Source organism: Streptomyces sp. NPDC005483 (genome assembly GCF_040606035.1).
Classification (GTDB): Bacteria; Actinomycetota; Actinomycetes; order Streptomycetales; family Streptomycetaceae; genus Streptomyces.
The window spans coordinates 106,023-128,817 of sequence record NZ_JBEXEA010000002.1; the positions used below are offsets into that span (position 1 = coordinate 106,023).

Below are 22,795 nucleotides of genomic sequence, written 5' to 3' on the forward strand. Positions count from 1 at the left end.
TTGCTCACGGAGGCTGTGATGTCCGGGCTCGTCGACGCGTTGCTGATCGTGGTCGCGGTGGTCGTGGTGCTCGCCCGGCAGTTCCGGGCGAGCCGGATCGACCCCGACCGGCGCTGGTGGCTGCTGCCCGCCGTCCTGGCTGTCGTCGCACTTCGCGAACCGGGGCTGGTGGACGCTCATCACCGCACGGCATCGGTCACCCTGCTCACCGCCGAACTGCTCACCGGCCTCGTCATCGGGGCCGGCTGGGCCTGGACGAGCCGGATATGGACGGAGCCGGACGGGGCGGTGTGGAGCAGGAGCACCAAGGCGAGCGGGGCTGTCTGGGCCGTCGGCATCGCACTGCGCCTCGGCCTCTTCGCACTCGGCGCTGCGATCGGTGTCCACCAGAGCTCCTCCGCGCTGCTGCTCGGGCTGGCGGCCACCCTGTTCGTGCGCTCCGGGTTCCTCGTCCGGCGAGCGCACTTCCTGCGCCCCGCCGCCGCACCCGCCCCGGCGTACGGTGAGCCCGTGGTCCGGTCAGCGGGGAAGGAACGCGTGTGACGGACAACGCCTGGACCCGCTGGCCCTCCCGGGAGGCGCTGGGGCGTGAAGCGACCACGCGTCCTCGGCGACTGCTCGGCCGGGTCGCGCGGTCGCTGGTGCTGGGCATGCTCCTCTGGGGCGCCTTCAACAGCAGCCGTGTACAGGGCTGGGGCGTGTTCGGAGCAGTGGCGGGAATCCTCCTGTCCGCCGTCGTCGCCTGGGCACTCTTCCGGACCACCCTGGCGCACCGGCTCTGGCCCTCCCTGGCGCTGTTCGGCGTCCTCCTGGCGATCGCGGTCGCCGCCCAGGCGGCCGGCTTCGGGGTCGTCGCCCTCGTCCTGTGGTGCGGCTGCGCCATCATCGCCCTGGAACGGCTGCCGATCGCCGCTGCCCTGCCCGTGACCGCGGTAGCCCTCGCCCTCTACGCCACCGCCAACGACGACGTGTGGCTGACCACCCTGGCCACGACGGCGGGGCTCGCTCTGGCCGGTTACGTCCTGCGGCTGGACGCCGAGGCCCGCGGCAACGCGCAACGCCTGCTCAACCAGGAGCGGGCCGCGCGGGCGGCCGAAGCCGAGTCGGCGGCGCTCGCGGAGCGGGCCCGTATCGCTCGGGAGATCCACGACGTGCTGGCCCACAGCCTCTCGGCCCAGCTCGTGCACCTGGAGGCGGCCCGGTTGCTGATCGAGGGGGGTGCGGACCGGGACCAGATCCTCGAAAGGGTGGTGGCGGCCCGGGGCATGGCCCGCGACGGTCTCGCCGAGACCCGGCAGGCGTTGTCGGCGCTGCGTGGGGAGATGACTCCGCTGGAGGAGTTCCTGAGCCAGCTCGTAGGGACGGCCGACGGAGCCGAGACCATCATTTCGGGTGAGCGCCGACCACTGCCGGCCGAGGCGTCGCAGGCTGTGCGCAGGGTCGCGCAGGAGGCCCTGACCAATGTCCGCAAGCACGCACCGGGGGCCAGGATCCGTATGCGGCTGGAGTACGGGGCGGGGCAGGTGACGCTGGTCGTGCGGGACTCGGGCGGTTCGCCGGGTGAACTCACCACCACTGGAGGCGGGTACGGTCTGCTGGGGATGCGGGAGCGCGCCGAGCTGCTGGGCGGTTCGCTGGACGCCGGGCCGGACGACGAAGGGTTCGTGGTGACGTTGAAGGTGCCGGTATGACGGAGGGGGCGGAGACGAAGCCCGCGCGGGTGGTGGTCGCGGACGACCAGACCGTGGTGCGCGAGGGCATCGTGATGCTGCTCGGTCTGCTGCCTGGTATCGAGGTCGTGGGCGCGGCCGGGGACGGGGAGGAGGCGGTGCGGCTCGTCGCCGAACTCGCCCCGGACGTGGTGCTGATGGATCTGCGCATGCCCCGCTGCGACGGGGTGGAGGCGACCCGGCGGATCCGGGCCGGGTACCCGGGGACGCAGGTCGTGGTGCTGACGACGTTCGCGGACGACGAGTCGCTGTTTCCCGCGCTCAAGGCGGGGGCGCGCGGTTACCTCACCAAGGACGCGGGAGGTGACGAGATCGTGCGGGCCGTGCACAGCGTGCTCTCCGGGGACGCCGGACTGTCGCCGAGCATCCAACGGCGGCTGCTGGAGCGCCTGTCGGACCCTGAGCCGCCGCAGCCGGTTCCCGTGGAGGCGCCCGACGGGCTCACCGCGCGGGAGGTCGAAGTGCTGGCGCTGATCGCCGAAGGGCTGACCAACCAGGAGATCGCCCGCGAACTGCATGTCTCCACGGCCACGGTGAAGACCCACATCAACAACCTCTTCGCCAAGACGGGCATCAAGGACCGAGCACAGGCAGTGCGTTACGCCTATGCGAAGGGGCTTGCACGGCCACCGATGGGAGGAGTCACCTGATGGGGTGAAGTGCGTGGGGAAGAAGAGTCAGGGATCTTCCCGTTCTGTCCATCCTTGGGCATGCAGTCAAGCAACGCTCGTCCCCGCGGAAGCGGGGGTGATGCCGAGAGTTCGGCCGAGAACCACGACGGCCATGATGTGGCCCGCGCCGAAGCGTCCGCCGGGGTGCGGTACGACGATCCCTGGTACGACGAGCTCGCCTCCGGCTGGGGCGAGACGGCCGGTGACGCCACATCCGTCGCCCCGCTCGCGACGGCACGCGCGGAGCGCGAGGACCGGGCCGCCGCGGCGGCCGACGTCTACCTGGAGGTGCAGCGCAGCGCCGCCTTCCAGGAAGTGCGCAGCAGGTACCGGAGGTTCGTGGTGCCGGCGGGCATCGGGTTCTTCGCCTGGTACGTGGCCTACGTCGTGACGGCGACGACCGCGCCGGGACTGATGGCACGGCCGGTGGCCGGCGCGGTGAACGTGGCGATGCTCGCGGGACTCGGGCAGTTCCTCACCACCTTCCTGCTGACCTGGGCCTACGCCCGGCACGCGAGGCTGCGCCGGGACCGGGCCGCACTCGAACTGCGGTGGGACACCCAGGAACTGACGCGCACGGCCCGGGGCGGTGCATCATCGTGACGGGGGACCACCAGACTCTGGCGCTGCTGCTGTTCAGCGCGTTCGTCGCGGTCACGCTGGGGATCACGACGTGGGTGAGCCGCCACCGGCACGGTTCGGCGGAGGAGTTCTACGCGGGCGGGCGGCTGTTCTCGCCGATGGAGAATGGTTTTGCCATCGCGGGCGACTACATGTCGGCCGCGTCCTTCCTCGGTATCTCCGGGCTCATCGCGCTCTTTGGGTACGACGGGATGCTGTATTCGGTGGGCTTCCTCGTGGCCTGGCTGGTGGTGCTGTTCCTCGTCGCCGAACTGGTGCGCAACTGCGGGCGGTTCACGCTCGCCGACGTGGTCGCCGCGCGGATGAGTGAGCGGCCCGTGCGGATCGCTGCGGGAACTTCCTCGGTCACCGTGTCCGTTCTGTATCTGGTGGCCCAGATGGTGGGCGCGGGCAGCCTGGTCGCGCTGCTCCTCGGAGGCACCAGCGAGGCGGCCCAGTCCTGGACCGTCATCGCTGTCGGGGCGCTCATGGTGATCTATGTGTCCCTGGGCGGGATGCGGGCGACCACCTGGATCCAGATCGTGAAGGCGGTTCTGCTGCTCGGTGGGACCGTCGTGCTGACCGTGCTCGTGCTGATGCGGTTCCACGGCGACATCGACCAGTTGCTGCTCACGGCGGCGGAGCGCAGCGGCCACGGCAGGTCGTTCCTGGCACCCGGTCTCAAGTACGGCGGGGACTGGACCGCCCGCCTCGACTTCATCAGCCTGGGACTCGCTCTCGTGCTCGGCACGGCAGGGCTGCCGCACATCCTGTCGCGCTTCTACACCGTGCCCACGGCCCGCGCCGCACGGCGTTCGGTGGTCTGGTCGATCGGGCTCATCGGCGGCTTCTACCTCATGACGATCGTCCTCGGGTTCGGTGCCGCGGCGATCGTGGGGCCCGAGACGGTCCGGGGATCGAACGCCGCGGGGAACACCGCGGTTCCACTCCTGGCCCTCGACCTGGGCGGCGGCGCGGGGTCCACGGGAGGAACAGTTCTGTTCGCGATCGTCGCCGCCGTCGCCTTCGCCACGATCCTCGCCGTGGTCGCCGGCATCACCCTCGCCTCCTCCGCCTCCGTCGCCCACGACCTGTACGCCTCACTGCGGCGCCGACGGGCCAAGCCGCGCAGTGAGGTGGCGGTGGCCAGGACAGCCGCTGTCGGGATCGGCGTGATCGCGATCGCCCTCGGCCTGCTCGCCCGCGACCTCAACGTCGCCTTCCTGGTGGGCCTCGCCTTCGCCGTCGCCGCGTCCGCGAATCTCCCGGTGCTGCTCTACTCGCTGTTCTGGCGAGGGTTCACCACCCGGGGCGCCGTCTGGTCCGTCTACGGCGGACTGATCCCGGCCATGGCCCTGGTGCTGCTGTCTCCCGTGGTGTCCGGCAGCCCCGAGTCCCTCTTCCCGGGTGTCGACTTCCAGTACTTCCCGCTGCAGAACCCCGGTCTGGTCTCCATCCCGCTGGGCTTCGTCGCGGGCTGGCTCGGCACGGTCACCTCGCCGGAGGTCGCCGACGAGGCCAAGCACGCGGAGACCGAAGTGCGGTCGCTCACGGGGGCGGGGGCCGTGTAGGGGCGGCGCTCGCGACCGGACGGTGCCCTCGTCGTCGTAGGGCATCCGTCATGGTCGTACGACATCAGTCCCCCAGGCATCTGCCGCGTACGGCTTCGGCATCTCGCCGCGTACGGCTACGGCGCCACCCATGCGTACCGGTGCTCCGGTCGGCCTGTGTCGCCGTATCTGAGGGACAGGCGGAGGCGGCCGGCCTGTTCGAGGTGGCGTAGGTAGCGCTGGGCGGTGGAGCGGCTCAGGCCGGTCTCGGCGGCGACCTCGTGGGCCGACAGGGGGTGGTCGGCGTGGTGCAGGACGCGGCAGATGAGGTCCGTCGTCGGCTCCGAGTGGCCGCTGGGCAGGCCGGGGGAGGCCGGCGCCGGGGTGGTGCGCAGGGCGCTGAAGATCCTGTCGACCTGTTCCTGACCGGCGATGCCACGCCCGCCCACCCGGTCGACGGTGCGGCGCAGGGCCGCGTAGGAGTCCAGGCGGGTGCGCAAGGCCGCGAAGGTGAAGGGTTTGACCAGGTAGTGGAGGGCGCCCAGGCGCATCGCGGTCTGGACGGTCGTCACGTCGTGGGCTGCCGTGATCATGATGACGTCGGTGCCATGGCCCTGTTCCCGCATGCGGTGCACGAGTTCGAGGCCCGTCTGGTCGGGCAGGTAGTGGTCGAGCAGGACCAGGTCGATGGTCCCGCGCTGCACGCTGGCCAGCGCCTGGGCGGCGCTGTGGGCGCGGGCGGCCACCCGGAAACCGGGAACCTTCCCCACGTACTTGGCGTTGATCTCGGCGACACGGAAGTCGTCGTCCACGACCAGGACGTCAATCATCGGGCCTCTTTCCCTCAAGGCCTGGCGGGCGTCACGCCCGTGTTTCGGCTTCGCTGTTGTAGCGCGCGCAAAACGAGCACAACAGGCCGTTGCAAGCAAAAGAACGGCATGTGCCCAGAAGACTGATGCCGTGGCGTGGGCCACATCTACCGTCCCCGGGCATGAGCGCAGACACCAGCCCCGCCATCGAGCTGCGGGGCGCGAGCAAGACATTCCGGACCCCGTCGGGGGGTCTGCACACGGCCGTCAGAGAACTTGATCTCACGGTGGGGCGTGGCGAGTTCGTGGCGGTCGTCGGTCCCACGGGGTGTGGCAAGTCGACGACGTTGACGCTGGTCAGCGGGTTGGAAGAGCCATCCGAGGGCGAGGTTCTGGTCGTCGGGGAGCCGGTCCGCGGTGTCGGGGACAAGGTCGGTTTCGTCTTCCAGCAGGACGCCACCTTCCCCTGGCGCACGGTCCTGTCCAATGTGATGGCCGGTCCCCGCTTCCGCGGTGTGCCCAAGGCGGAGGCCAGGCTGAAAGCGCGGGAGTGGCTGGCCCGGGTCGGGCTCACGGCCTTCGAGGACCGCTACCCCCACCAGCTCTCCGGAGGCCAGCGCAAGCGGGTCGCGCTCGCCGCGACCTTCGTCAACGACCCGGAGATCCTGCTCATGGACGAGCCGTTCTCGGCGCTCGACGTGCAGACCCGGGCCCTGATGTCCGACGAGCTCCTCGAACTGTGGGAGGGCACGGGCGCCTCCGTCGTCTTCGTCACCCACGACCTGGAGGAGTCCATCGCGTTGGCGGACAAGGTCGTCGTGATGACCGCCGGGCCCGCCACCGTCAAGCAGGTCTTCGAGATCGACCTGCCCCGGCCGCGCAAGGTCGAGTCGGTACGCCTGGAGCCGCGGTTCATCGACATCTACCGCGAGATCTGGCAGTCCCTCGGCGAAGAGGTCCGCATCACCCGCGAGAGGGGCGCCGCCCATGTCGCCTGACGTCCTGCCCGAGGCCCGGATCGCGCCTGTCATGAGCGAGCCCGGCAACAAGACGGACCGCGCGCACTCCCGCGCGCGTGCCGCCCGCAGACGCCGGATCGTCGTCGCGGCGTCCCGTGTGCTGCTCCTGGTGGCCGTACTCGGTCTGTGGGAAGTGCTCTCCCGGGCCGAGGTCATCGACCCCTTCAACTTCTCCATGCCGTCGAAGATCTGGGACCAGATCTGGACCTGGGTGACGCACGGGACCGCACTCGGGTCGTTGGGCGAACAGATCTGGTACACGCTCTACGAGGCGCTGCTGGGCTGGGTCGTCGGCGTGGTGGCCGGTGTGGTCTTCGGTATCGCGCTCGGGCGGATCACCTTGCTCGCCGACGTCCTTGGTCCATACATCAAGGTGCTCAACTCGATACCGAGGATCGTCCTTGCGCCCATCTTCGTGATCTGGTTCGGACTCGGACCGGCTTCCAAGGTGGCCTCGGCCGTCGTCCTGGTCTTCTTCCCGGTCTTCTTCAACGCCTTCCAGGGCGCCCGCGAGGTGGACCGCAACCTCGTCGCCAACGCCCGCATCCTCGGCGCGAGCGACCGCAGGGTGACGCTTCAGGTCGTCATCCCTTCCGCGACCTCGTGGATCTTCACCAGCCTGCACGTCAGCTTCGGCTTCGCGCTCATCGGCGCGATCGTCGGTGAGTACATCGGCGCGACCAAGGGCATCGGCCTGCTCGTCGCGCAGTCGCAGGGCACCTTCAACGCGGCAGGTGTGTACGCCGCGATGGTCATCCTCGCCGTCGTCGCACTCCTCGCCGAAGGGCTGCTCACCTTCGCCGAGCGCCGCATCTTCCGCTGGAAGCCCACGAGTTCCGACAGCTGAGGACAGCTGAGGTCTCCACGGCGGCCGCCCCGTCGCCTCCAGCACTTCCACGGCCGTCGCCCCGCGCCGCCTCCAGCCCTTCCCGCACCGCCCCCTCACAAGGACGTGAACCCCATGCGCAAGACCGCCAGATACACCGCCCTGGCCGCCGCCGGCCTGCTCGCCCTCACCTCGCTCACCGCCTGCGCGAACGACGCCGCAAGCACCACCTCGGCCGACGCCGGCAGCAAGGGGGACGGCAAGGGGACCAAGGTCAAGATCATGGTCGGTGGTCTCGACAAGGTCATCTACCTGCCGGCGATGCTCACCCAGCGGCTGGGCTACTTCGACTCCGAGGGGCTCGACGTGGAGCTGCTGAGCGAGCCCGCCGGCGTCCAGGCCGAGACCGCGCTCGTCTCCGGCCAGGTCCAGGGGGCCGTCGGCTTCTACGACCACACGCTCGACCTGCAGGTCAAGGGCAAGGACGTGGAGTCGGTGGTGCAGTTCTCGCACGCGCCCGGCGAGGTGGAGATCGTCTCCAACAAGGCGGCGGGTGACATCACCTCGGCCAAGGACTTCAAGGGCAAGAAGCTCGGCGTCACGGGCCTCGGCTCCTCGACCGACTTCCTCACCAAGTACCTCGCGGTCAAGAACGGCGTGAAGGTCAGCGATTTCACCCCGGTGGCCGTCGGCGCCGGACCGACCTTCATCTCGGCGCTCCAGCAGGGCTCCATCGACGGCGGCATGACGACCGACCCGACCGTCGCGACGATCCTGGACAAGAAGGCCGGCAAGATCCTCCTGGACATGCGCACGCCGCAGGGCTCGGACGAAGCACTCGGCGGACCGTATCCGTCGTCAAGCCTGTACATGCAGACGGATTGGGTCAACAGCCACAAGGACACCGTCCAGAAGTTGGCCAATGCATTCGTCAAGACGCTCAAGTGGATGTCCACCCACAGCGCGACCCAGATCGCCGACAAGATGCCGGCCGACTACTCGCAGGGCAACAAGCTGCTGTACGCGGTGGCCATCAAGAACACGCTGCCGATGTTCACCAAGGACGGCGTGATGCCCGAGAACGGCCCCGAGACCGTCGAGAAGGTCCTGAAGGCGTTCAACCCCAACATCCAGAACGCGGACGTCGACCTCGACAAGACGTACACGAAGGAGTTCGTCGAGAAGGCCGCGCAGAACGCCGGCTGAGCCACCTCACGCGCGGGTCGCCCACACGTAACGGTGTTCCGGGCGGCCCGCGTCGCCGTACTTGAGGGTGAGTCTGGCCCGCCCTGTGCGCTCCAGGAGCTTCAGATAGCGCTGGGCGGTCTGCCGGCTCACCCCTGTCCGGTCGGCGATCTCCTGGGCCGACAGAGGCCCCTCGGCGGTCATCAGGGACCTGCGGACCAGTTCCACCGTGGTGGGGGAGTGCCCCTTGGGCAGGTCGGGCTCCGCGGGCGAGGAGAGGGCACCGAAGATGCGGTCGACCTCCGCCTGTTCCGCCTCGCCGCCGCCGTCCAGGGTGCGCCGCAGTTGGGCGTACGCCTCCAGCCTTGCCCTGAGCCCCGCGAAGGCGAACGGCTTGACCAGGTACTGCAGCGCGCCATGACGCATCGCCGCCTGCACGGTCGTCACGTCGCGCGCCGCCGTCACCATGATCACGTCGGTCTGGTGGCCGCGTCGGCGCATCTCCTGGACGACCGCCAGACCCGTCTCGTCGGGCAGGTAGTGGTCCATGAGGACCAGGTCGACGTGGGGGAGGCTCTCCAGCTGACGCAGCGCGTCCGCGGCGCTGTGCGCCTCGCCGGCCACGTGGAAGCCGGGCACCTTCTCGACGTAGGCGGCGTTGACGCGCGCCACGCGGGTGTCGTCGTCCACGACCAGGACCTCGATCATCACGACTCCTCCTCGGTGGCCGTCTGCTGGGTGGCCGACGCGGTGAGAGCGGGTTGCGGTTCGGCCAGTGCGTCGGGCAGTACGACGGTGAACTCCGCGCCTCCACCAGCGGCCTCGCCGACGGTCGCGCTGCCCCCTTGACGTTCGGCCAGCTTGCGCACGAGGGAGAGCCCGAGGCCGCGTCCCCGGTGCGCGGGGGGCTCCTTGGTCGACCACCCCTCGGTGAAGACCAGTTCCCGCTGTTCCACCGGGATTCCGGGTCCGGTGTCCCGCACCCTGAGGACGGCGGTACGGCCCTCCGTGCGCAGCTCGACCTCCACGCGCGCGTGCGGTGCGCCGGCGACGGCGTCCAGGGCGTTGTCCACGAGGTTGCCGACGATCGTGACCAGGCCGCTCGGATCGACCAGCCGGTCCGGCAGCTGGGTCCGGTCGGAGACCCACAGGGCGACGCCGCGCTCGGCGGCGACGGTCGCCTTGCCCACCAACAGGGCGGCGAGCAGCGGGTCCTCGATCTTCTCGGTGACCTGCTCCGCGGTGGCCCGGTGGTCGCCGACGACCTCTCCGACGAACTCCACGGCGTCGTCGTACATCTCCAGCTCCAGCAGCCCCAGAAGCGTGTGCATACGGTTGGCGTGCTCGTGGTCCTGGGCGCGCAGGGCGTCGATGAGACCGTGGGTCGAGTCGAGCTCCCGGCCGAGCTGCTCCAGCTCGGTGCGGTCGCGCAGGGTGGCGACGGCACCGCCGTCGTCGGTGGGCATGCGGTTGGCGACCAGCACCCGCTGGCCGCGGACGGTGACCAGATCGGTGCCTGTCACCCGTCCGGCCAGGACGTCTGCCGTACGGCCGTCTCCGAGCGCCCGGTCGGGGGAGCGGCCGACGGCCTCCTCGCCGATGCCCAGCAGACGCCTGGCCTCGTCGTTGAGCAGGCGGATGCGTCCGGCGGGATCCAGGGCGACGACGCCTTCCCGTATGCCGTGCAGCATGGCCTCGCGTTCGGCGAGGAGGGCGGAGATGTCGGAGAAGGCCAGGTCGCGGGTCTGCCGCTGGACTCTCCGGGAGATGAGCCAGGCTGCCAGCGCGCCGACGGCGAGAGCCCCGCCGGCGTAGGCGAACAGCCCCGGGATCGCGTGGATCAGCCGGGCGCGCACGCTGTCGTAGGCGATGCCTACGGAGACCGCCCCGACGATGTCGTGCTCGCTGTCGTACAGCGGCACCTTGCCGCGGGCGGTGCGGCCCAGGGTGCCGCTGTCGATCTGCATGATCTCCTTGCCGGCCAGGGCCTGGCCCGGGTCGGTCGAGACGGGCCTGCCCACCTCGCTGCGGGTGGGGTGCGACCAGCGGACGCCTCGCCAGTCCATCACGACGACGTACTGGGCCCCGGTCGCCCTGCGGATCCGCTCGGCCTCCTGCTGGACGGGTCCGTCGGGCAGCGGGGGCGTGTCCTTGACCTGCTCGGCGATCCGCGACTCCGCGGCGGTGGTCTGGGCGATGGCCAGCGCACGGCGCATCGCCTGGTCGTCGAGCTGGTTGCTCAGAGGCGCGAGGAACAGACCGGTTGCCAGTACCGCGACTCCCGCGGCGATCGCCAACTGCATCAGAAGCACCTGCGAGAACACCCGGCGGGGCAGTCCGAGGCGCAGGCGGCGGGCGGGGGGAGTGCGGCTCATACCCATGACGGTACGGGGAGGCACCGGATCCGCCGCAGGGGGTGTGGCATGGATCTCTTGATCAATACGTTGACGGACCCGCCGTTCCGGTCAGCCCGCCAATGCCGTCGATGCCCTCAGCTCGCGCACCGCCACCACGTCCATCCGCGCGGGTGAGCCGAGCACCGACGCCCCGCAGCTCTCCGGACGGGGTGGCAGGGACGCGGTCTGGGCCACGAGGACGCGCCAGTGACGGCCGTCCGCGTGCGCGACGGTCACCTCCCAGTGCGGGGCCGCACCGTCCGTGCGGACGACTGTCAGGGCCTCGGCCGCGTATTCGCGCACCGCCTTGCGGACGGCCAGCTCGGCCGCCTGGCCGGGACGCTCCCAGGCGGAGTTGCCGCGGCACCCCTCGACCACGATCCGGCCCTCCTGGACGCTGTGGAGGACTTCCTTGACGGCATGGGCCCCCGAGCGGCCGTAGGCGTAGCCGTACGGCAGGACGAGCAGTGTCGGGGAGAACCGGTGACCACCCAGATGGGTGACCTCCCAGGCGCCGTCGACGCCCGAGGCGGCCAGTTCCGCGGCGAGGGGCCGGCCGAGGAGCGCGCAGCAGCGGTCCCGCTTGCCGTTGGTGCAGACGAGCGCGAGCGGATCGCCGGTGTGCGGGTGCCCACCGAGCGCTGCGTCGAAGCTGCTGTGGTCGCCCCTGCCGAGTGCGGCCAGGTCCAGGCCGAGCAGGTCCCTCGGATCGCGGGTCGTCGCACTGTGCAGCCACACGCTGCCGGGCACCGTGTGGGCGGCGTACACCTGCCGGATGGTGGGCGCTCCGCTGTCGGCGTGCCGTCCGGGGCGGCGGATGAGCGCGATGCGCACGCCCGTGTCCTTCGCCGCGGCCTCCAGGGCGCGGCCCAGCGCGGGGTCCAGGTGGCTCGACGTGAGCGCCTTGGCGCCCCAGGGGCCGGGCTGCTCCAGCAGCAGCCAGGTCCGCGCGGTGGCCGCGGTTCCGGAAACGGGCTCGGCGAGGTCCTGCGAGACCGTTGAGCAGGTACTCACAGAGGTGAGCCTAACCTGACTTGGAGCGCGGTGACTTCCCGCCGTGTCCGCGTCAGTGCTACGGCAGCGGTTGCGGTGGCTTCGGGCCCACGTAGGTGCCGCTCGGGCGCATGCGCAGCGGGCGTTCCCCGTACTCCTCCAGCGCGTGGGCGATCCAGCCCGCCGTACGGGCGACGGCGAAGATCGTCTCGCCCGCCGTGGCCGGCATCCCTGAGGAGGCGGTGAGTACGGCGAGGGCCAGGTCCACGTTGGCGTGCAGGGGGGCGTGGCGGGCGGTGGTCGCCACGATGTCGCGGGCCGCGAGGAGGGCGGGCTCGGCGCGGGGGATCTCCTCCAGGAGGGCGAACAGGGCACGCGCGCGTGGGTCCTCGCCGGTGTAGAGCCGGTGACCGAGGCCTGGGATGCGACGGCCGGCCCGCAGTTCCTCCGCGATGACGGGGGCCGCGTCGCCACGGTCGAGGACGTCGAGCAGCAGCCTGTGGGCGAGCCCGCTGGCCGCGCCGTGCAAGGGGCCCTCCAGGACACCGAGTCCGGCGGAGACGGCCGCGTAGGCGTGCGCGTGGGCCGAGGCGGCGACGCGTACCGCGAGGGTCGAGGCGGCGAGGTCGTGGTCGACGAGCAGGCCGAGCGCGCTGTCCAGCGCGCGCACGGACGCCTCGTCGGGCTTGCGGCCACTGAGGCGCGTCCACAGCCGGTGGGCCAGCGGGCCGTCGTCGCGGCGGCGGTCGCGCACCACCGGCGGGAGAGCGGCGACGAGGGTGGGGATGAGGGTCCGTGCGGTGCCGAGCACGGCTTCTTCGGAGAGGTCGAAACGCAGTGGGTCGGCCGCCGCGGCGGCGATCGCGGCGACGCGCAACCGGTCGGTGGGGCCGGTGTGTTCGGGCAGTGCGTCCACCGCGCGGCGGGCCGTGTCGACCGTGGCGTCGGGTGCGGTGAAGGTGATGCCGGCCTGCATGTGGCCGGTCCAGAGCCACTCCGCGATCTCTTCGTAGGAGTGGCGCGCGGCGAGTTCGGTCGCGTCGACGCCCCGGAAGTAGTAGCGGTCACGGTCGATGAACGTGATGCGGGTCCGTACGGACAGTTCGCCGCCGGAGCCTGGACTCCCGCCGCTCTCCCGGCGGTTGCGCCGGGACAGGGTCTCCACCTCCTTGGCGTCGAAGGTGCTGCCCCGGCCGCCGGGGACGCGTCGGCTGCTGAGCTGGCCGCGGCTCACATAGGCGTAGACGGTCTCGGGCTTCACGCCCAGCAGTTCGGCGGCCTCCTTGGTGCTGAGCCGGTGTTCGGCGGGGCCCGGGAGGGGGTCTTGATCGCGCATAAGAGGTCACCGTATCCGCAGCCGGGTGGGTTGATCGTTGCATGTTGATTCAATCAATATTGACAGCGAATGGAGTCAACCATGGACAGTCGAATCAAGTCCAGGGAGGAATCATGTCGGTCAACAGGTCCGCAACCACACTCGTCGACGTACCGCGAGGACTCGCCGGAGTCGTCGTCACCGACACCGAGATCGGGGACGTCCGGGGGCGGGAGGGGTTCTATCACTACCGCCAGTACTCGGCCGTCGAGCTCGCGCAGACCCGCGGCTTCGAGGACGTCTGGCATCTCCTGGTGCACGGCGAACTGCCGGACGCCGCGCAGGTCGTGGCCTTCCGCGCCGAGACCGCGGCGTCGCGGCGGCTGCCGGACGAGGTGCGGGCGGCGCTGCCGGCGATCGCGGCGGCGAGCGGGCGGTCGGGGCCACTGGCCGGTATGCGCACCGCGTTGTCGCTGCTCGGTGCGGCGAAGGGGTTCCGGCCGGTGTACGACATCGACCCGGACCAGCGGCGGAGGGACACGCTCGTGGCCGCCGCGGCGGTGCCGACACTGCTCACCGCGCTGCACCGACTGGGCAAGGGGCTCGATCCGGTGGAGCCGCGTGAGGATCTCTCGTACGCGGCGAACTACCTCTACATGCTGACGGGTGCGGAGCCGGAGCCGCAGCGGGCCCGCGCGGTCGAGCAGTACTTGATCTCAACCATTGATCACGGCTTCAATGCATCAACCTTTACGGCACGGGTCATCGCGTCGACGGGGGCGGATGTGGTGGCGTGTCTTGTGGGGGCCGTAGGGGCTCTGTCGGGGCCGCTGCACGGTGGGGCGCCAAGCCGGGCTCTGGACACCCTGGACGCGATCGGCACGCCCGACCGTATCGACCCCTGGATCCGTGAGCGTGTGCTCGCCGGCGAGCGGATCATGGGCTTCGGCCACGCGATCTACCGCACGGAGGATCCGCGTTCCCGGATGCTCCGGGAGGTCGCCCAACGGTTCGGCGGGCCCCGAGTGGACTTCGCCGTCGAGGTGGAGCGCCATGTCGAGGCGATCCTCACCGAGCTGAAGCCGGGGCGGGAACTGCACACCAACGTCGAGTACTACGCGGGCGTGGTCATGGAGCTGTGCGGACTGCCGCGCGAGATGTTCACGCCTACGTTCGCGGCGGCGCGGGTGGTGGGGTGGAGCGCCAACATTCTTGAGCAGGCGTTGGACTCGAAGATCATCCGGCCGGTGGCGCGGTATGTGGGGCCTCTCGCGCCGGAGGCGGTTCCCGTCGACTGAACGTCACAATTGCCCTATACGGGGCTGATCGTCGATTCTTCGTTTCGATCTGTCACTCTTGCGGATGTTTCCTCGGGGCTTGGGTGGCCTCACTCCGTCGAGTGGTAAAAAGGCCCGCGAGCGTGGTTGCGTCCGTTGGGGTGCGGGCCGTTCGGCGACGTGTGTGGCGGGCGGTGGCCGGGCGGTGGGCCTGGATAATGCCATCTTGATCTTGCGCGTCGCGCGGCAGCGGGCGTGGGCCCGCTTGCGCCTTGAGAACAGAGGGAATTCAACAGTGAGTCAGATCATCCGCCGCCTTGGCGTCGCTCCGCGCTTTCGAGGTAGCACCGGTGGCGGGACATGTCCCGACATCTTCGAGTTGGCAGATGGAAATTTCGCCGTCATCGGCACCGACGCGACCGATTCCCTTGATGATCAACTTCCTGCCGACGCCGCGCGTGCCGACTATGAGCGCATTGTTGTGATCACTCGGGAAACCCTGGTCAGGGCGAAGTCGGATATCCCGGACGCCTGAGGTCCGTTTTTCGTTATCCCATATGAACGCGTTGTCCTGCAGCCGGCAGGGGCGGCCCATCGAGGTCGGCACCGCTCCTGCCTGGCCTTCCGCTTACTCGGGGGGCGGCTCACCGACCACCCACCACTCGTCGGTGTCCGCTTCCTCGAGTTGCAGGAGCAGGTCGTCGACCAGTTTGCCGAGTTCGGCCTCCTCGGTGCCCGTCAGGCTCGCGCGCTGCTGCTGTGTCGCGTACCAGTACTCCCTCATGATCGGGTTCTGAAATATGCCCCGGACGTGCTTGAAGAACTCCTCCCTGCCCATGTTGCCGATGCGGTAGTAGCAGAGCAGGTTCGTGTACAGGGCATTGGCGAAGAGGTACTGCCGACGCCTCTCAGGAGTGACGGGCCGCTCGAAGATGTCCAGCACTTCGGCGAGTTCGGAATCGTCGATCGCCTTGCTCAACAGCTCCCAGTGCTGGCGCTGCTGCCGGGCCAGGTTGGCGTGCTGCTGCCTCCGTGCCTGCCGTTCCAGATGCTCCAGACGTTCCTGCATCGCCTCGAGCGCCTGTCGCTGCGCCGCCATGGCGACGAGAGCGCCTGTCACCATGCCCAGGCCGGCCGTGGCGGCGGAGCGCAATCCGCGTATCCCAAAACTCCGTGTGGCCATGTCAACCCCCGAATCAGGCGGCCGTCCGCCGGTCGTCGGGGTGCGGGTCGACTGTCGGGGACCGGCGAGCGGTGGGCGGCGCTTGCCGTCTCCCAGAGTGCCGAGCGGCTCTGGTCGGCGGGGAGGCGGAGAGGAGGCGCACGGAGGGAAGCGAGGGTCGCACACTCCGGCGTCATGCCCAACGTCTGCCCCGCAAGTGCTGCTAACAATCGTTCACTTCGGCGCGATTCCTGCGGCTCGTATCCTGGGGCGGCATTCAATCTTCGTTCGTGCACCGCTTCCGTGAGCCGGCGCACGCGTCGGCGTGAGAGAGGTCGCACGTTGAGCCAACCGAGCCCGAATCCGAGCACCAGCTCAGGGGCGAGTTCCGGCCTGCAGCAGATCCCGGTCGTCGTCCTGGCCGGCTTCCTCGGATCCGGCAAGACCACGCTCCTCAATCATCTCCTCCACCGCAGCGGCGGCAGCCGTATCGGAGCCATCGTCAACGACTTCGGGGCGATCGAGATCGACGCGATGGCCGTGGCGGGCGCGCTCGGCGACTCCACCGTCTCCCTCGGCAACGGCTGCCTGTGCTGTGCCGTCGACGTCAGTGAGCTCGACGGCTATCTCGCGCGGCTCGCCCAGCCCGACACCCGCATCGACGTCATCGTCATCGAGGCCAGCGGACTCGCCGAGCCGCAGGAACTCGTCCGCATGGTGCTCGCCAGCGAGCAACCCCGCATCGTCTACGGCGGCCTCGTCGAGGTCGTCGACGCCGCCGAGTTCGACGACACCCGCGCCAGACACCCCGAGCTCGGCCGGCATGTCGGCCTCGCCGACCTCGTCGTGGTCAACAAGCTCGACCGGGCGGCTCCCCAGGACGCCGAGCGCGTCCTGGCGGTCGTCCGATCTCTCGTCGACCGCGCCGCCGTCGTCCCCGCCACCTATGGCCGCATCGACCCCGAGTTCCTCTTCGACTGCCGCCCCAGCGAGGAGCGCGTCGGACAGCTCTCCTTCGACGACCTGCACGACCACGACGACCGCGGCCAGAACGATCACGACGGCCGCGACCACGACCACGGCGGGCATCTGCACTCCGCCTACGACAGCCTGTCCTTCATCTCGGACACGCCCCTCGACCCACGTCGGCTCGTGGGCCTGCTGGACAGCCGACCCGAGGGGCTCTACCGGATCAAGGGATACCTCGACTTCGGGCCGTACGACGTCCGCAACCGTTACGCCGTACATGCCGTGGGGCGGTTTCTGCGGTTCTACCCGGAGGCGTGGCCGCCCGGCGACCCCCGTCGCACCCAGCTCGTCCTCATCGGCTCCGGCATCGACACCCCCGCCCTCGGCAAGGAGCTGGAGGCGTGCAAGGCGGATCAGCGAAACGCCCCGCACGCCGACGAGGCCGGCATGTGGGGCGTCCTGCGTTACGTACAGGGCACCGAGGAGGACCCCGAGGAACCGGCCTAGACCGGCCCCGCCACCACCGACACCGTCTTCGCCAGCGACACGCCCGAGCCGTCACGGCGCGGGTCGATCTCCGGGAGGTCGACCGGAGTGCCGTTCTTCTGTGCGGCTCGGGTTGGGACTGCGCCCGCCCAGGCCAGGGACAGGCAGTCCTCGCCCTTCAGGAACCGCTGGCAGCGGACGCCGCCCGTGGCGCGGCCCTTGCGCGGGTACTGGTCGAACGGGGTGAGCTTGGCCGTCGTCTGGACCGAGTCGTCCAGCGTGCCGCGCGAGCCGGCGACCGTGAAGACGACCGCGTCCACCGCCGGGTCGACCGCGGTGAAGGAGATGACCTTCGCGCCCTCGGTGAGCTTGATGCCCGTCATACCGCCCGCCGGACGGCCCTGCGGGCGGACCTGAGCGGCCTGGTAGCGCAGCAGTTGGGCGTCGTCGGTGATGAAGACCAGGTCCTCGTCGCCGGTGCGCAGTTCCACCGCGCCGACGATCCGGTCGCCCTCCTTGAGCGTGATGACCTCCAACTCGTCCTTGTTGGACGGGTAGTCGGGGACCACGCGCTTGACGACGCCCTGTTCGGTGCCGAGTGCCAGACCGGGCGAGGACTCGTCCAGTGTGGTGAGGCAGACCAGCGTCTCGTCGTCCTCCAGGGAGAGGAACTCCGTCAGCGGGGCGCCGCCCGAGAGGTTCGAGGCCGACTCGGGGAGCTGCGGCAGGTCGATGACGTTCAGGCGGAGAAGGCGGCCGGACGACGTCACCGCGCCGATCTCGCCCCGCGCGGTGGCCGGCACCGCGGAGACGATCACGTCGTGCGTGGCGCGCTTGCCGCCGGCCTCCTCCGGGAACGGCTCGCCGTTCGCCGTACGGGCCAGCAGCCCCGTCGAGGACAGCAGCACCCGGCACGGGTCGTCCGCCACCTGGAGCGGCACCGCGGCCACGGGGGCCGTCGCTCCGGCCTCCAGCAGGACCGTACGCCGCTCGGTGCCGTACTTCTTGGCGACAGCGGCCAGCTCGGCGGAGACCAGCTTGCGCAGCTCGGCGTCCGACTCCAGGATCCGGGTCAGCTCCGCGATCTCCGCTTCGAGCCGCTCCTTCTCCGACTCCAGCTCGATGCGGTCGAACCTGGTCAGGCGCCGCAGGGGCGTGTCCAGGATGTACTGCGTCTGGATCTCGCTCAGCGAGAAGCGCTCGATCAGGCGCTCCTTCGCCTGCGCGGAGTTGTCGCTGGAGCGGATGATGCGGATGACCTCGTCGATGTCGACCAGGGCGGTGAGCAGGCCCTCGACCAGGTGCAGCCGGTCGCGCCGCTTGGTGCGACGGAACTCGCTGCGGCGGCGCACCACTTCGAAGCGGTGGTCGAGGTAGACCTCCAGGAGCTCCTTGAGGCCCAGGGTGAGGGGCTGCCCGTCCACCAGCGCGACGTTGTTGACGCCGAAGGACTCCTCCATCGGCGTCAGCTTGTAGAGCTGCTCGAGGACCGCCTCCGGCACGAAGCCGTTCTTGATCTCGATGACCAGACGCAGGCCGTGCGCGCGGTCGGTGAGGTCCTTGACGTCGGCGATGCCCTGGAGCTTCTTCGAGCCGACCAGGTCCTTGATCTTGGCGATCACCTTCTCCGGGCCGACCGTGAACGGCAGCTCGGTGACGACCAGGCCCTTGCGGCGGGCCGTCACCGTCTCCACCGAGACCGTCGCGCGGATCTTGAAGGTGCCGCGGCCCGTCTCGTAGGCGTCCCGGATGCCGGAGAGACCGACGATCCGGCCGCCGGTGGGCAGGTCGGGGCCCGGGATGTGCTTCATCAGGGCGTCCAGATCCGCGTTCGGGTAGCGGATCAGGTGGCGGGCGGCCGCGATGACCTCGGTGAGGTTGTGCGGCGCCATGTTGGTGGCCATGCCGACCGCGATGCCCGAGGAGCCGTTCACCAGAAGGTTGGGGAAGGCGGCGGGCAGCGCGCCCGGCTCCTGCTCCTGGCCGTCGTAGTTCGGCGCGAAGTCGACGGTGTCCTCGTCGATGGACTCCGTCATCAGGCTCGCGGCCTCGGCCGCGCGGCACTCGGTGTACCGCATGGCGGCCGGCGGGTCGTCGTTGCCCAGCGAACCGAAGTTGCCGTGGCCGTCGACCAGCGGCACGCTCATCGAGAAGGGCTGGGCCATGCGCACGAGGGCGTCGTAGATTGACGCGTCGCCGTGCGGGTGCAACTTACCCATGACCTCGCCGACCACGCGGGCGCACTTCACATAGCCGCGGTCGGGGCGCAGGCCCATCTCGTTCATCTGGTAGACGATGCGTCGGTGCACCGGCTTGAGGCCGTCGCGGGCGTCGGGGAGCGCGCGGGAGTAGATGACCGAGTACGCGTACTCGAGGTACGAGCCCTTCATCTCGTCCACGACGTCGATGTCGAGGATCCGCTCCTCGTACGAGTCGTCGGGCGGCGGGGTCTTCGTGCTGCGGCGGGCCATCGCTGCCGGCTCCTCTTTCCTGGTCGCTCGCCTACGGGTCGCTCACGTCGACCCTTTGGCTCACTCTTGCTGAAGCGTGAACGGGATCTGACGCGGACCATTGTGGACCGCGGCACTGACAGTCCGGGCCAGGGCCCGGCTGAGCCGCCCTGCCCGGCGGCCACCGAGCCACCCGGCCCGGCGATCGCACAGCGCCCCGCTCACGGTTGCCCGCAGGCTACGCGATCCGCTGTGGGCGTACGCGCCCCGGGAACTTCACCGAGGGTCCGCACGCTTGCATACAGTGGCAGGACCGGCAGGAAAACCGCGGTTTCCACGACCGCGACCGCGATCGAAGGGACGTACATGCCCATGGGTCACACGGCCACAGACCAGGCAGGCACCGGGGGCCTGACAGCGACCGAGCACCGCCTGGCCAACGGCCTGCGCGTGGTGCTCTCCGAGGACCACCTGACCCCGGTCGCGGCGGTGTGCCTCTGGTACGACGTCGGCTCGCGCCACGAGGTCAAGGGGCGTACCGGCCTTGCTCACCTTTTCGAGCACCTGATGTTCCAGGGCTCGAAGCAGGTGCACGGCAACGGGCACTTCGAGCTCGTCCAGGGCGCGGGCGGCTCGCTCAACGGCACCACCAGCTTCGAGCGCACCAACTACTTCGAGACCATGCCGACCCACCAGCTGGAGCTCGCGCTCTGGCTGGAGGCCGACCGCATGGGCTCGCTCCTGGCCGCCCTCGACGACGAGTCGATGGAGAACCAGCGCGACGTCGTCAAGAACGAGCGCAGGCAGCGCTACGACAACGTCCCCTACGGCACCGCGTTCGAGAAGCTGACCGCGCTCGCCTACCCGGAGGGCCACCCCTACCACCACACCCCGATCGGCTCGATGGCCGATCTGGACGCGGCCACGCTGGAGGACGCGCGCGCGTTCTTCCGCACGTACTACGCCCCCAACAACGCCGTCCTGTCGGTCGTCGGCGACATCGACCCGGAGCAGACGCTCGCCTGGATCGAGAGGTACTTCGGCTCCATCCCCTCGCACGACGGCAAGCCCGCGCCCCGCGACGGCTCCCTGCCCGAGATCATCGGTGAGCAGTTGCGCGAGGTCGTCGAGGAGGAGGTCCCCGCGCGCGCCTTGATGGCCGCCTACCGGCTGCCGCACGACGGGACCCGCGAGGCGGACGCGGCCGACCTCGCCCTGACCGTTCTCGGCGGCGGCGAGTCCTCCCGCCTCTACAACCGGCTCGTACGGCGCGACCGTACGGCCGTCGCGGCCGGCTTCGGCCTGCTGCGCCTGGCCGGTGCGCCCTCGCTGGGCTGGCTCGACGTGAAGACCTCCGGCGATGTCGAGGTGCCGGTCATCGAGACCGCCATCGACGAGGAGCTCGCGCGGTTCGCCGAGGAGGGCCCCACGGCCGAGGAGATGGAGCGCGCCCAGGCCCAGTTGGAGCGCGAGTGGCTGGACCGGCTCGGCACCGTCGCGGGCCGCGCCGACGAACTGTGCCGTTTCGCCGTCCTGTTCGGCGACCCGCAGCTCGCCCTGACCGCCGTACAACGCGTCCTGGAGGTGAGCGCCGAGGAGGTGCGGGAGGTCGCCAAGGCCAAGCTGCGCCCCGACAACCGCGCGGTGCTCGTCTACGAGCCCACCGCCCCGGCCGAGATCGCCGACAGCGCCGAGGAAGCCGCCGAGGACCCGCAAGCCGCGGCGACCGTAGAAGCCAGCGACGACAACGAGGAGGCGGCCAAGTGACCGAGCTCGCCGCGATGGAATTCCACCCGCAGCCGCAGGCGGGCGAGCCCAAGGTCTGGGCCTTCCCCGCCCCCGAGCGCGGGACGCTGGACAACGGCCTCACCCTGCTGCGCTGCCACCGCCCCGGCCAGCAGGTCGTCGCCGTCGAGGTGCTCCTGGACGCGCCCCTGGACGCCGAGCCGGCCGGCCTGGACGGTGTCGCCACGATCATGGCGCGCGCGTTCTCCGAGGGCACCGACAAGCACTCCGCCGAGGAGTTCGCCGCCGAGCTGGAGCGCTGCGGCGCCACCCTCGACGCGCACGCCGACCACCCTGGCGTCCGCCTCAGCCTCGAAGTGCCCGCCTCCCGCCTCGCCAAGGCGCTCGGACTGCTCGCCGACGCGCTCAGGGCACCCGCGTTCGCGGACAGCGAGGTCGAGCGGCTCGTCCGCAACCGCCTCGACGAGATCCCGCACGAGCTGGCCAACCCGTCCCGCCGCGCCGCCAAGGAGCTCTCCCGGGAGCTGTTCCCGGCGGACTCGCGCATGTCGCGCCCGCGCCAGGGCACCGGGGAGACCGTCGAGAACATCGACTCCGCGGCCGTACGCGCCTTCTACGAGAAGCACGTGCGGCCCGCCACCGCGACCGCCGTGGTCGTCGGCGACCTCACCGACATCGACCTGGACGCGCTGCTCGCCGACACCCTGGGCTCCTGGACCGGCTCCACGGCTCAGCCGCGCCCGGTACCGCCGGTGACCGCCGACGACACCGGCCGGGTCGTCATCGTGGACCGCCCCGGCGCCGTCCAGACGCAGCTGCTGATCGGCCGCGTCGGCGCCGACCGGCACGCACGCGTGTGGCCCGCGCAGGTGCTCGGCACGTACTGCCTCGGCGGCACCCTCACCTCCCGCCTGGACCGCGTCCTGCGCGAGGAGAAGGGCTACACCTACGGCGTACGGTCGTTCGGCCAGGTCCTCAGGTCCGCCCCGGACGGCTCGGGCGCCGCGATGCTCGCCATCAGCGGCTCGGTCGACACCCCGAACACCGGTCCCGCGCTGGACGACCTGTGGAAGGTGCTGCGCACGCTCGCCGAGGGCGGACTCACCGACGCCGAACGGGACGTCGCCGTACAGAACCTCGTCGGTGTGGCGCCGCTCAAGTACGAGACCGCGGCGGCCGTCGCGAGCACACTGGCCGACCAGGTCGAGCAGCACCTGCCCGACGACTACCAGGCGACCCTGTACCAGCAACTCGCCGCGACCGGCACCGTCGAGGCCACCGCCGCGGTCGTGAACGCCTTCCCGGTGGACCGGCTGGTGACGATCCTGGTCGGTGACGCGGCCGCCATCAAGGAGCCCGTCGAGGCCCTCGGCATCGGCGAAGTCAAGGTCGTGACGGCCGAGTAGACGAACCCTGACTCGAAGGGGCCCTGGTGACACGAGTGTCGCCAGGGCCCCTTCGACACCCAGATCTCTTAGATGTCCGAATTGGGCAGGAGGTTGCCTGTCTGCCCTGTGGGATGCGCTACAAACACCCCGATCGGTTTGGGGATTGAAAGTGGCCCCGCTTAGCGTCCTCTGGGCTGTCCGT

Annotated in this window: 20 protein-coding genes; 13 read left to right on the top strand and 7 right to left on the bottom strand. The window is 70.3% G+C overall.

Features of this window, described 5'->3' with window-relative positions:
* Positions 1-18 precede the first annotated feature (18 nt).
* From ABZT06_RS03810 to ABZT06_RS03830, 5 genes are read left to right on the top strand one after another with little or no spacing between them, the layout of a single operon-like run.
* The gene (locus ABZT06_RS03810; protein ID WP_355734315.1) at positions 19-543 is read left to right on the top strand and encodes a DUF1453 domain-containing protein; all 525 of its coding nucleotides are present in this window, start codon (positions 19-21) and stop codon (positions 541-543) included.
* Entirely contained in the window at positions 540-1,691 is a 1,152-nt protein-coding gene (locus ABZT06_RS03815; protein ID WP_355734317.1) for a histidine kinase, read from the top strand. Before ABZT06_RS03810 ends, ABZT06_RS03815 begins: the two co-directional genes overlap by 4 nt.
* Positions 1,688-2,380 (top strand): response regulator transcription factor, encoded by a 693-nt coding sequence (locus tag ABZT06_RS03820; RefSeq protein ID WP_355734320.1) that lies wholly within the window; start codon positions 1,688-1,690, stop codon positions 2,378-2,380. Before ABZT06_RS03815 ends, ABZT06_RS03820 begins: the two co-directional genes overlap by 4 nt.
* A gap of 60 nt (positions 2,381-2,440) precedes the next feature.
* The gene (locus ABZT06_RS03825; protein WP_355734323.1) at positions 2,441-3,004 is read left to right on the top strand and encodes a DUF485 domain-containing protein; all 564 of its coding nucleotides are present in this window, start codon (positions 2,441-2,443) and stop codon (positions 3,002-3,004) included.
* On the top strand, positions 3,001-4,593 hold the full coding sequence (locus tag ABZT06_RS03830; RefSeq protein WP_355734326.1) for a cation acetate symporter: 1,593 nt from the start codon (positions 3,001-3,003) through the stop codon (positions 4,591-4,593). Before ABZT06_RS03825 ends, ABZT06_RS03830 begins: the two co-directional genes overlap by 4 nt.
* Before the next feature lie 116 nt (positions 4,594-4,709).
* Here ABZT06_RS03830 and ABZT06_RS03835 read toward each other — a convergent pair whose 3' ends face one another.
* Complete coding sequence (locus ABZT06_RS03835; protein ID WP_355734329.1) at positions 4,710-5,402, bottom strand: response regulator; 693 nt, start codon at positions 5,400-5,402, stop codon at positions 4,710-4,712.
* Positions 5,403-5,563: 161 nt separating this feature from the next.
* Here ABZT06_RS03835 and ABZT06_RS03840 point away from each other — a divergent pair, with 161 nt between their 5' ends.
* From ABZT06_RS03840 to ABZT06_RS03850, 3 genes are all read left to right on the top strand, one after another.
* Entirely contained in the window at positions 5,564-6,379 is an 816-nt protein-coding gene (locus tag ABZT06_RS03840; protein WP_355734331.1) for an ABC transporter ATP-binding protein, read from the top strand.
* Entirely contained in the window at positions 6,369-7,247 is an 879-nt protein-coding gene (locus ABZT06_RS03845) for an ABC transporter permease (RefSeq protein ID WP_355734335.1), read from the top strand. The genes ABZT06_RS03840 and ABZT06_RS03845 overlap by 11 nt, the downstream gene beginning before the upstream one ends.
* 114 nt (positions 7,248-7,361) lie before the next feature.
* Positions 7,362-8,432, top strand: a complete 1,071-nt coding sequence (locus ABZT06_RS03850) for an ABC transporter substrate-binding protein (protein ID WP_355734338.1) — start codon at positions 7,362-7,364, stop codon at positions 8,430-8,432.
* A gap of 6 nt (positions 8,433-8,438) precedes the next feature.
* Here ABZT06_RS03850 and ABZT06_RS03855 read toward each other — a convergent pair whose 3' ends face one another.
* From ABZT06_RS03855 to ABZT06_RS03870, 4 genes are all read right to left on the bottom strand, one after another.
* Positions 8,439-9,119, bottom strand: a complete 681-nt coding sequence (locus ABZT06_RS03855; protein ID WP_355735509.1) for a response regulator — start codon at positions 9,117-9,119, stop codon at positions 8,439-8,441.
* Complete coding sequence (locus tag ABZT06_RS03860; RefSeq protein WP_355734341.1) at positions 9,119-10,786, bottom strand: sensor histidine kinase; 1,668 nt, start codon at positions 10,784-10,786, stop codon at positions 9,119-9,121. The genes ABZT06_RS03855 and ABZT06_RS03860 overlap by 1 nt, the downstream gene beginning before the upstream one ends.
* A 90-nt stretch (positions 10,787-10,876) precedes the next feature.
* On the bottom strand, positions 10,877-11,821 hold the full coding sequence (locus ABZT06_RS03865; protein WP_355734344.1) for a sucrase ferredoxin: 945 nt from the start codon (positions 11,819-11,821) through the stop codon (positions 10,877-10,879).
* A 58-nt stretch (positions 11,822-11,879) separates the two neighbouring features.
* A complete protein-coding gene (locus ABZT06_RS03870; protein ID WP_355734347.1) occupies positions 11,880-13,136 on the bottom strand; it encodes a citrate synthase in 1,257 nt (418 codons plus the stop codon).
* A 113-nt stretch (positions 13,137-13,249) separates the two neighbouring features.
* Between ABZT06_RS03870 and ABZT06_RS03875 the strand changes: the two genes are divergently transcribed.
* Both ABZT06_RS03875 and ABZT06_RS03880 read left to right on the top strand, forming a co-directional pair.
* The gene (locus ABZT06_RS03875; RefSeq protein ID WP_355734349.1) at positions 13,250-14,413 is read left to right on the top strand and encodes a citrate synthase/methylcitrate synthase; all 1,164 of its coding nucleotides are present in this window, start codon (positions 13,250-13,252) and stop codon (positions 14,411-14,413) included.
* 274 nt (positions 14,414-14,687) lie between these two features.
* A complete protein-coding gene (locus ABZT06_RS03880) occupies positions 14,688-14,927 on the top strand; it encodes a hypothetical protein (protein WP_355734352.1) in 240 nt (79 codons plus the stop codon).
* 93 nt (positions 14,928-15,020) lie between these two features.
* Here the strand turns inward: ABZT06_RS03880 and ABZT06_RS03885 are convergent, their stop codons facing one another.
* A complete protein-coding gene (locus tag ABZT06_RS03885; protein WP_355734355.1) occupies positions 15,021-15,545 on the bottom strand; it encodes a DUF6082 family protein in 525 nt (174 codons plus the stop codon).
* Positions 15,546-15,896: 351 nt separating this feature from the next.
* Between ABZT06_RS03885 and ABZT06_RS03890 the strand changes: the two genes are divergently transcribed.
* On the top strand, positions 15,897-17,030 hold the full coding sequence (locus ABZT06_RS03890) for a GTP-binding protein (protein WP_355734357.1): 1,134 nt from the start codon (positions 15,897-15,899) through the stop codon (positions 17,028-17,030).
* On the opposite strand, the gene ABZT06_RS03895 is transcribed toward ABZT06_RS03890, so the two are convergent.
* On the bottom strand, positions 17,027-19,480 hold the full coding sequence (locus tag ABZT06_RS03895; RefSeq protein WP_355734360.1) for a DNA topoisomerase IV subunit A: 2,454 nt from the start codon (positions 19,478-19,480) through the stop codon (positions 17,027-17,029). The two genes, ABZT06_RS03890 and ABZT06_RS03895, sit on opposite strands and share 4 nt — an antisense overlap.
* Positions 19,481-19,831: 351 nt before the next feature.
* On the opposite strand from ABZT06_RS03895, the gene ABZT06_RS03900 reads away from it, so the two are divergent.
* Together ABZT06_RS03900 and ABZT06_RS03905 are read left to right on the top strand one after the other, a co-directional pair.
* Positions 19,832-21,226 carry a pitrilysin family protein gene (locus ABZT06_RS03900; protein ID WP_355735512.1) on the top strand — a complete coding sequence of 465 codons (1,395 nt, stop codon included), beginning with the start codon at positions 19,832-19,834 and terminating at the stop codon, positions 21,224-21,226.
* Entirely contained in the window at positions 21,223-22,611 is a 1,389-nt protein-coding gene (locus tag ABZT06_RS03905; RefSeq protein WP_355734363.1) for a pitrilysin family protein, read from the top strand. Before ABZT06_RS03900 ends, ABZT06_RS03905 begins: the two co-directional genes overlap by 4 nt.
* Positions 22,612-22,795 lie beyond the last annotated feature (184 nt).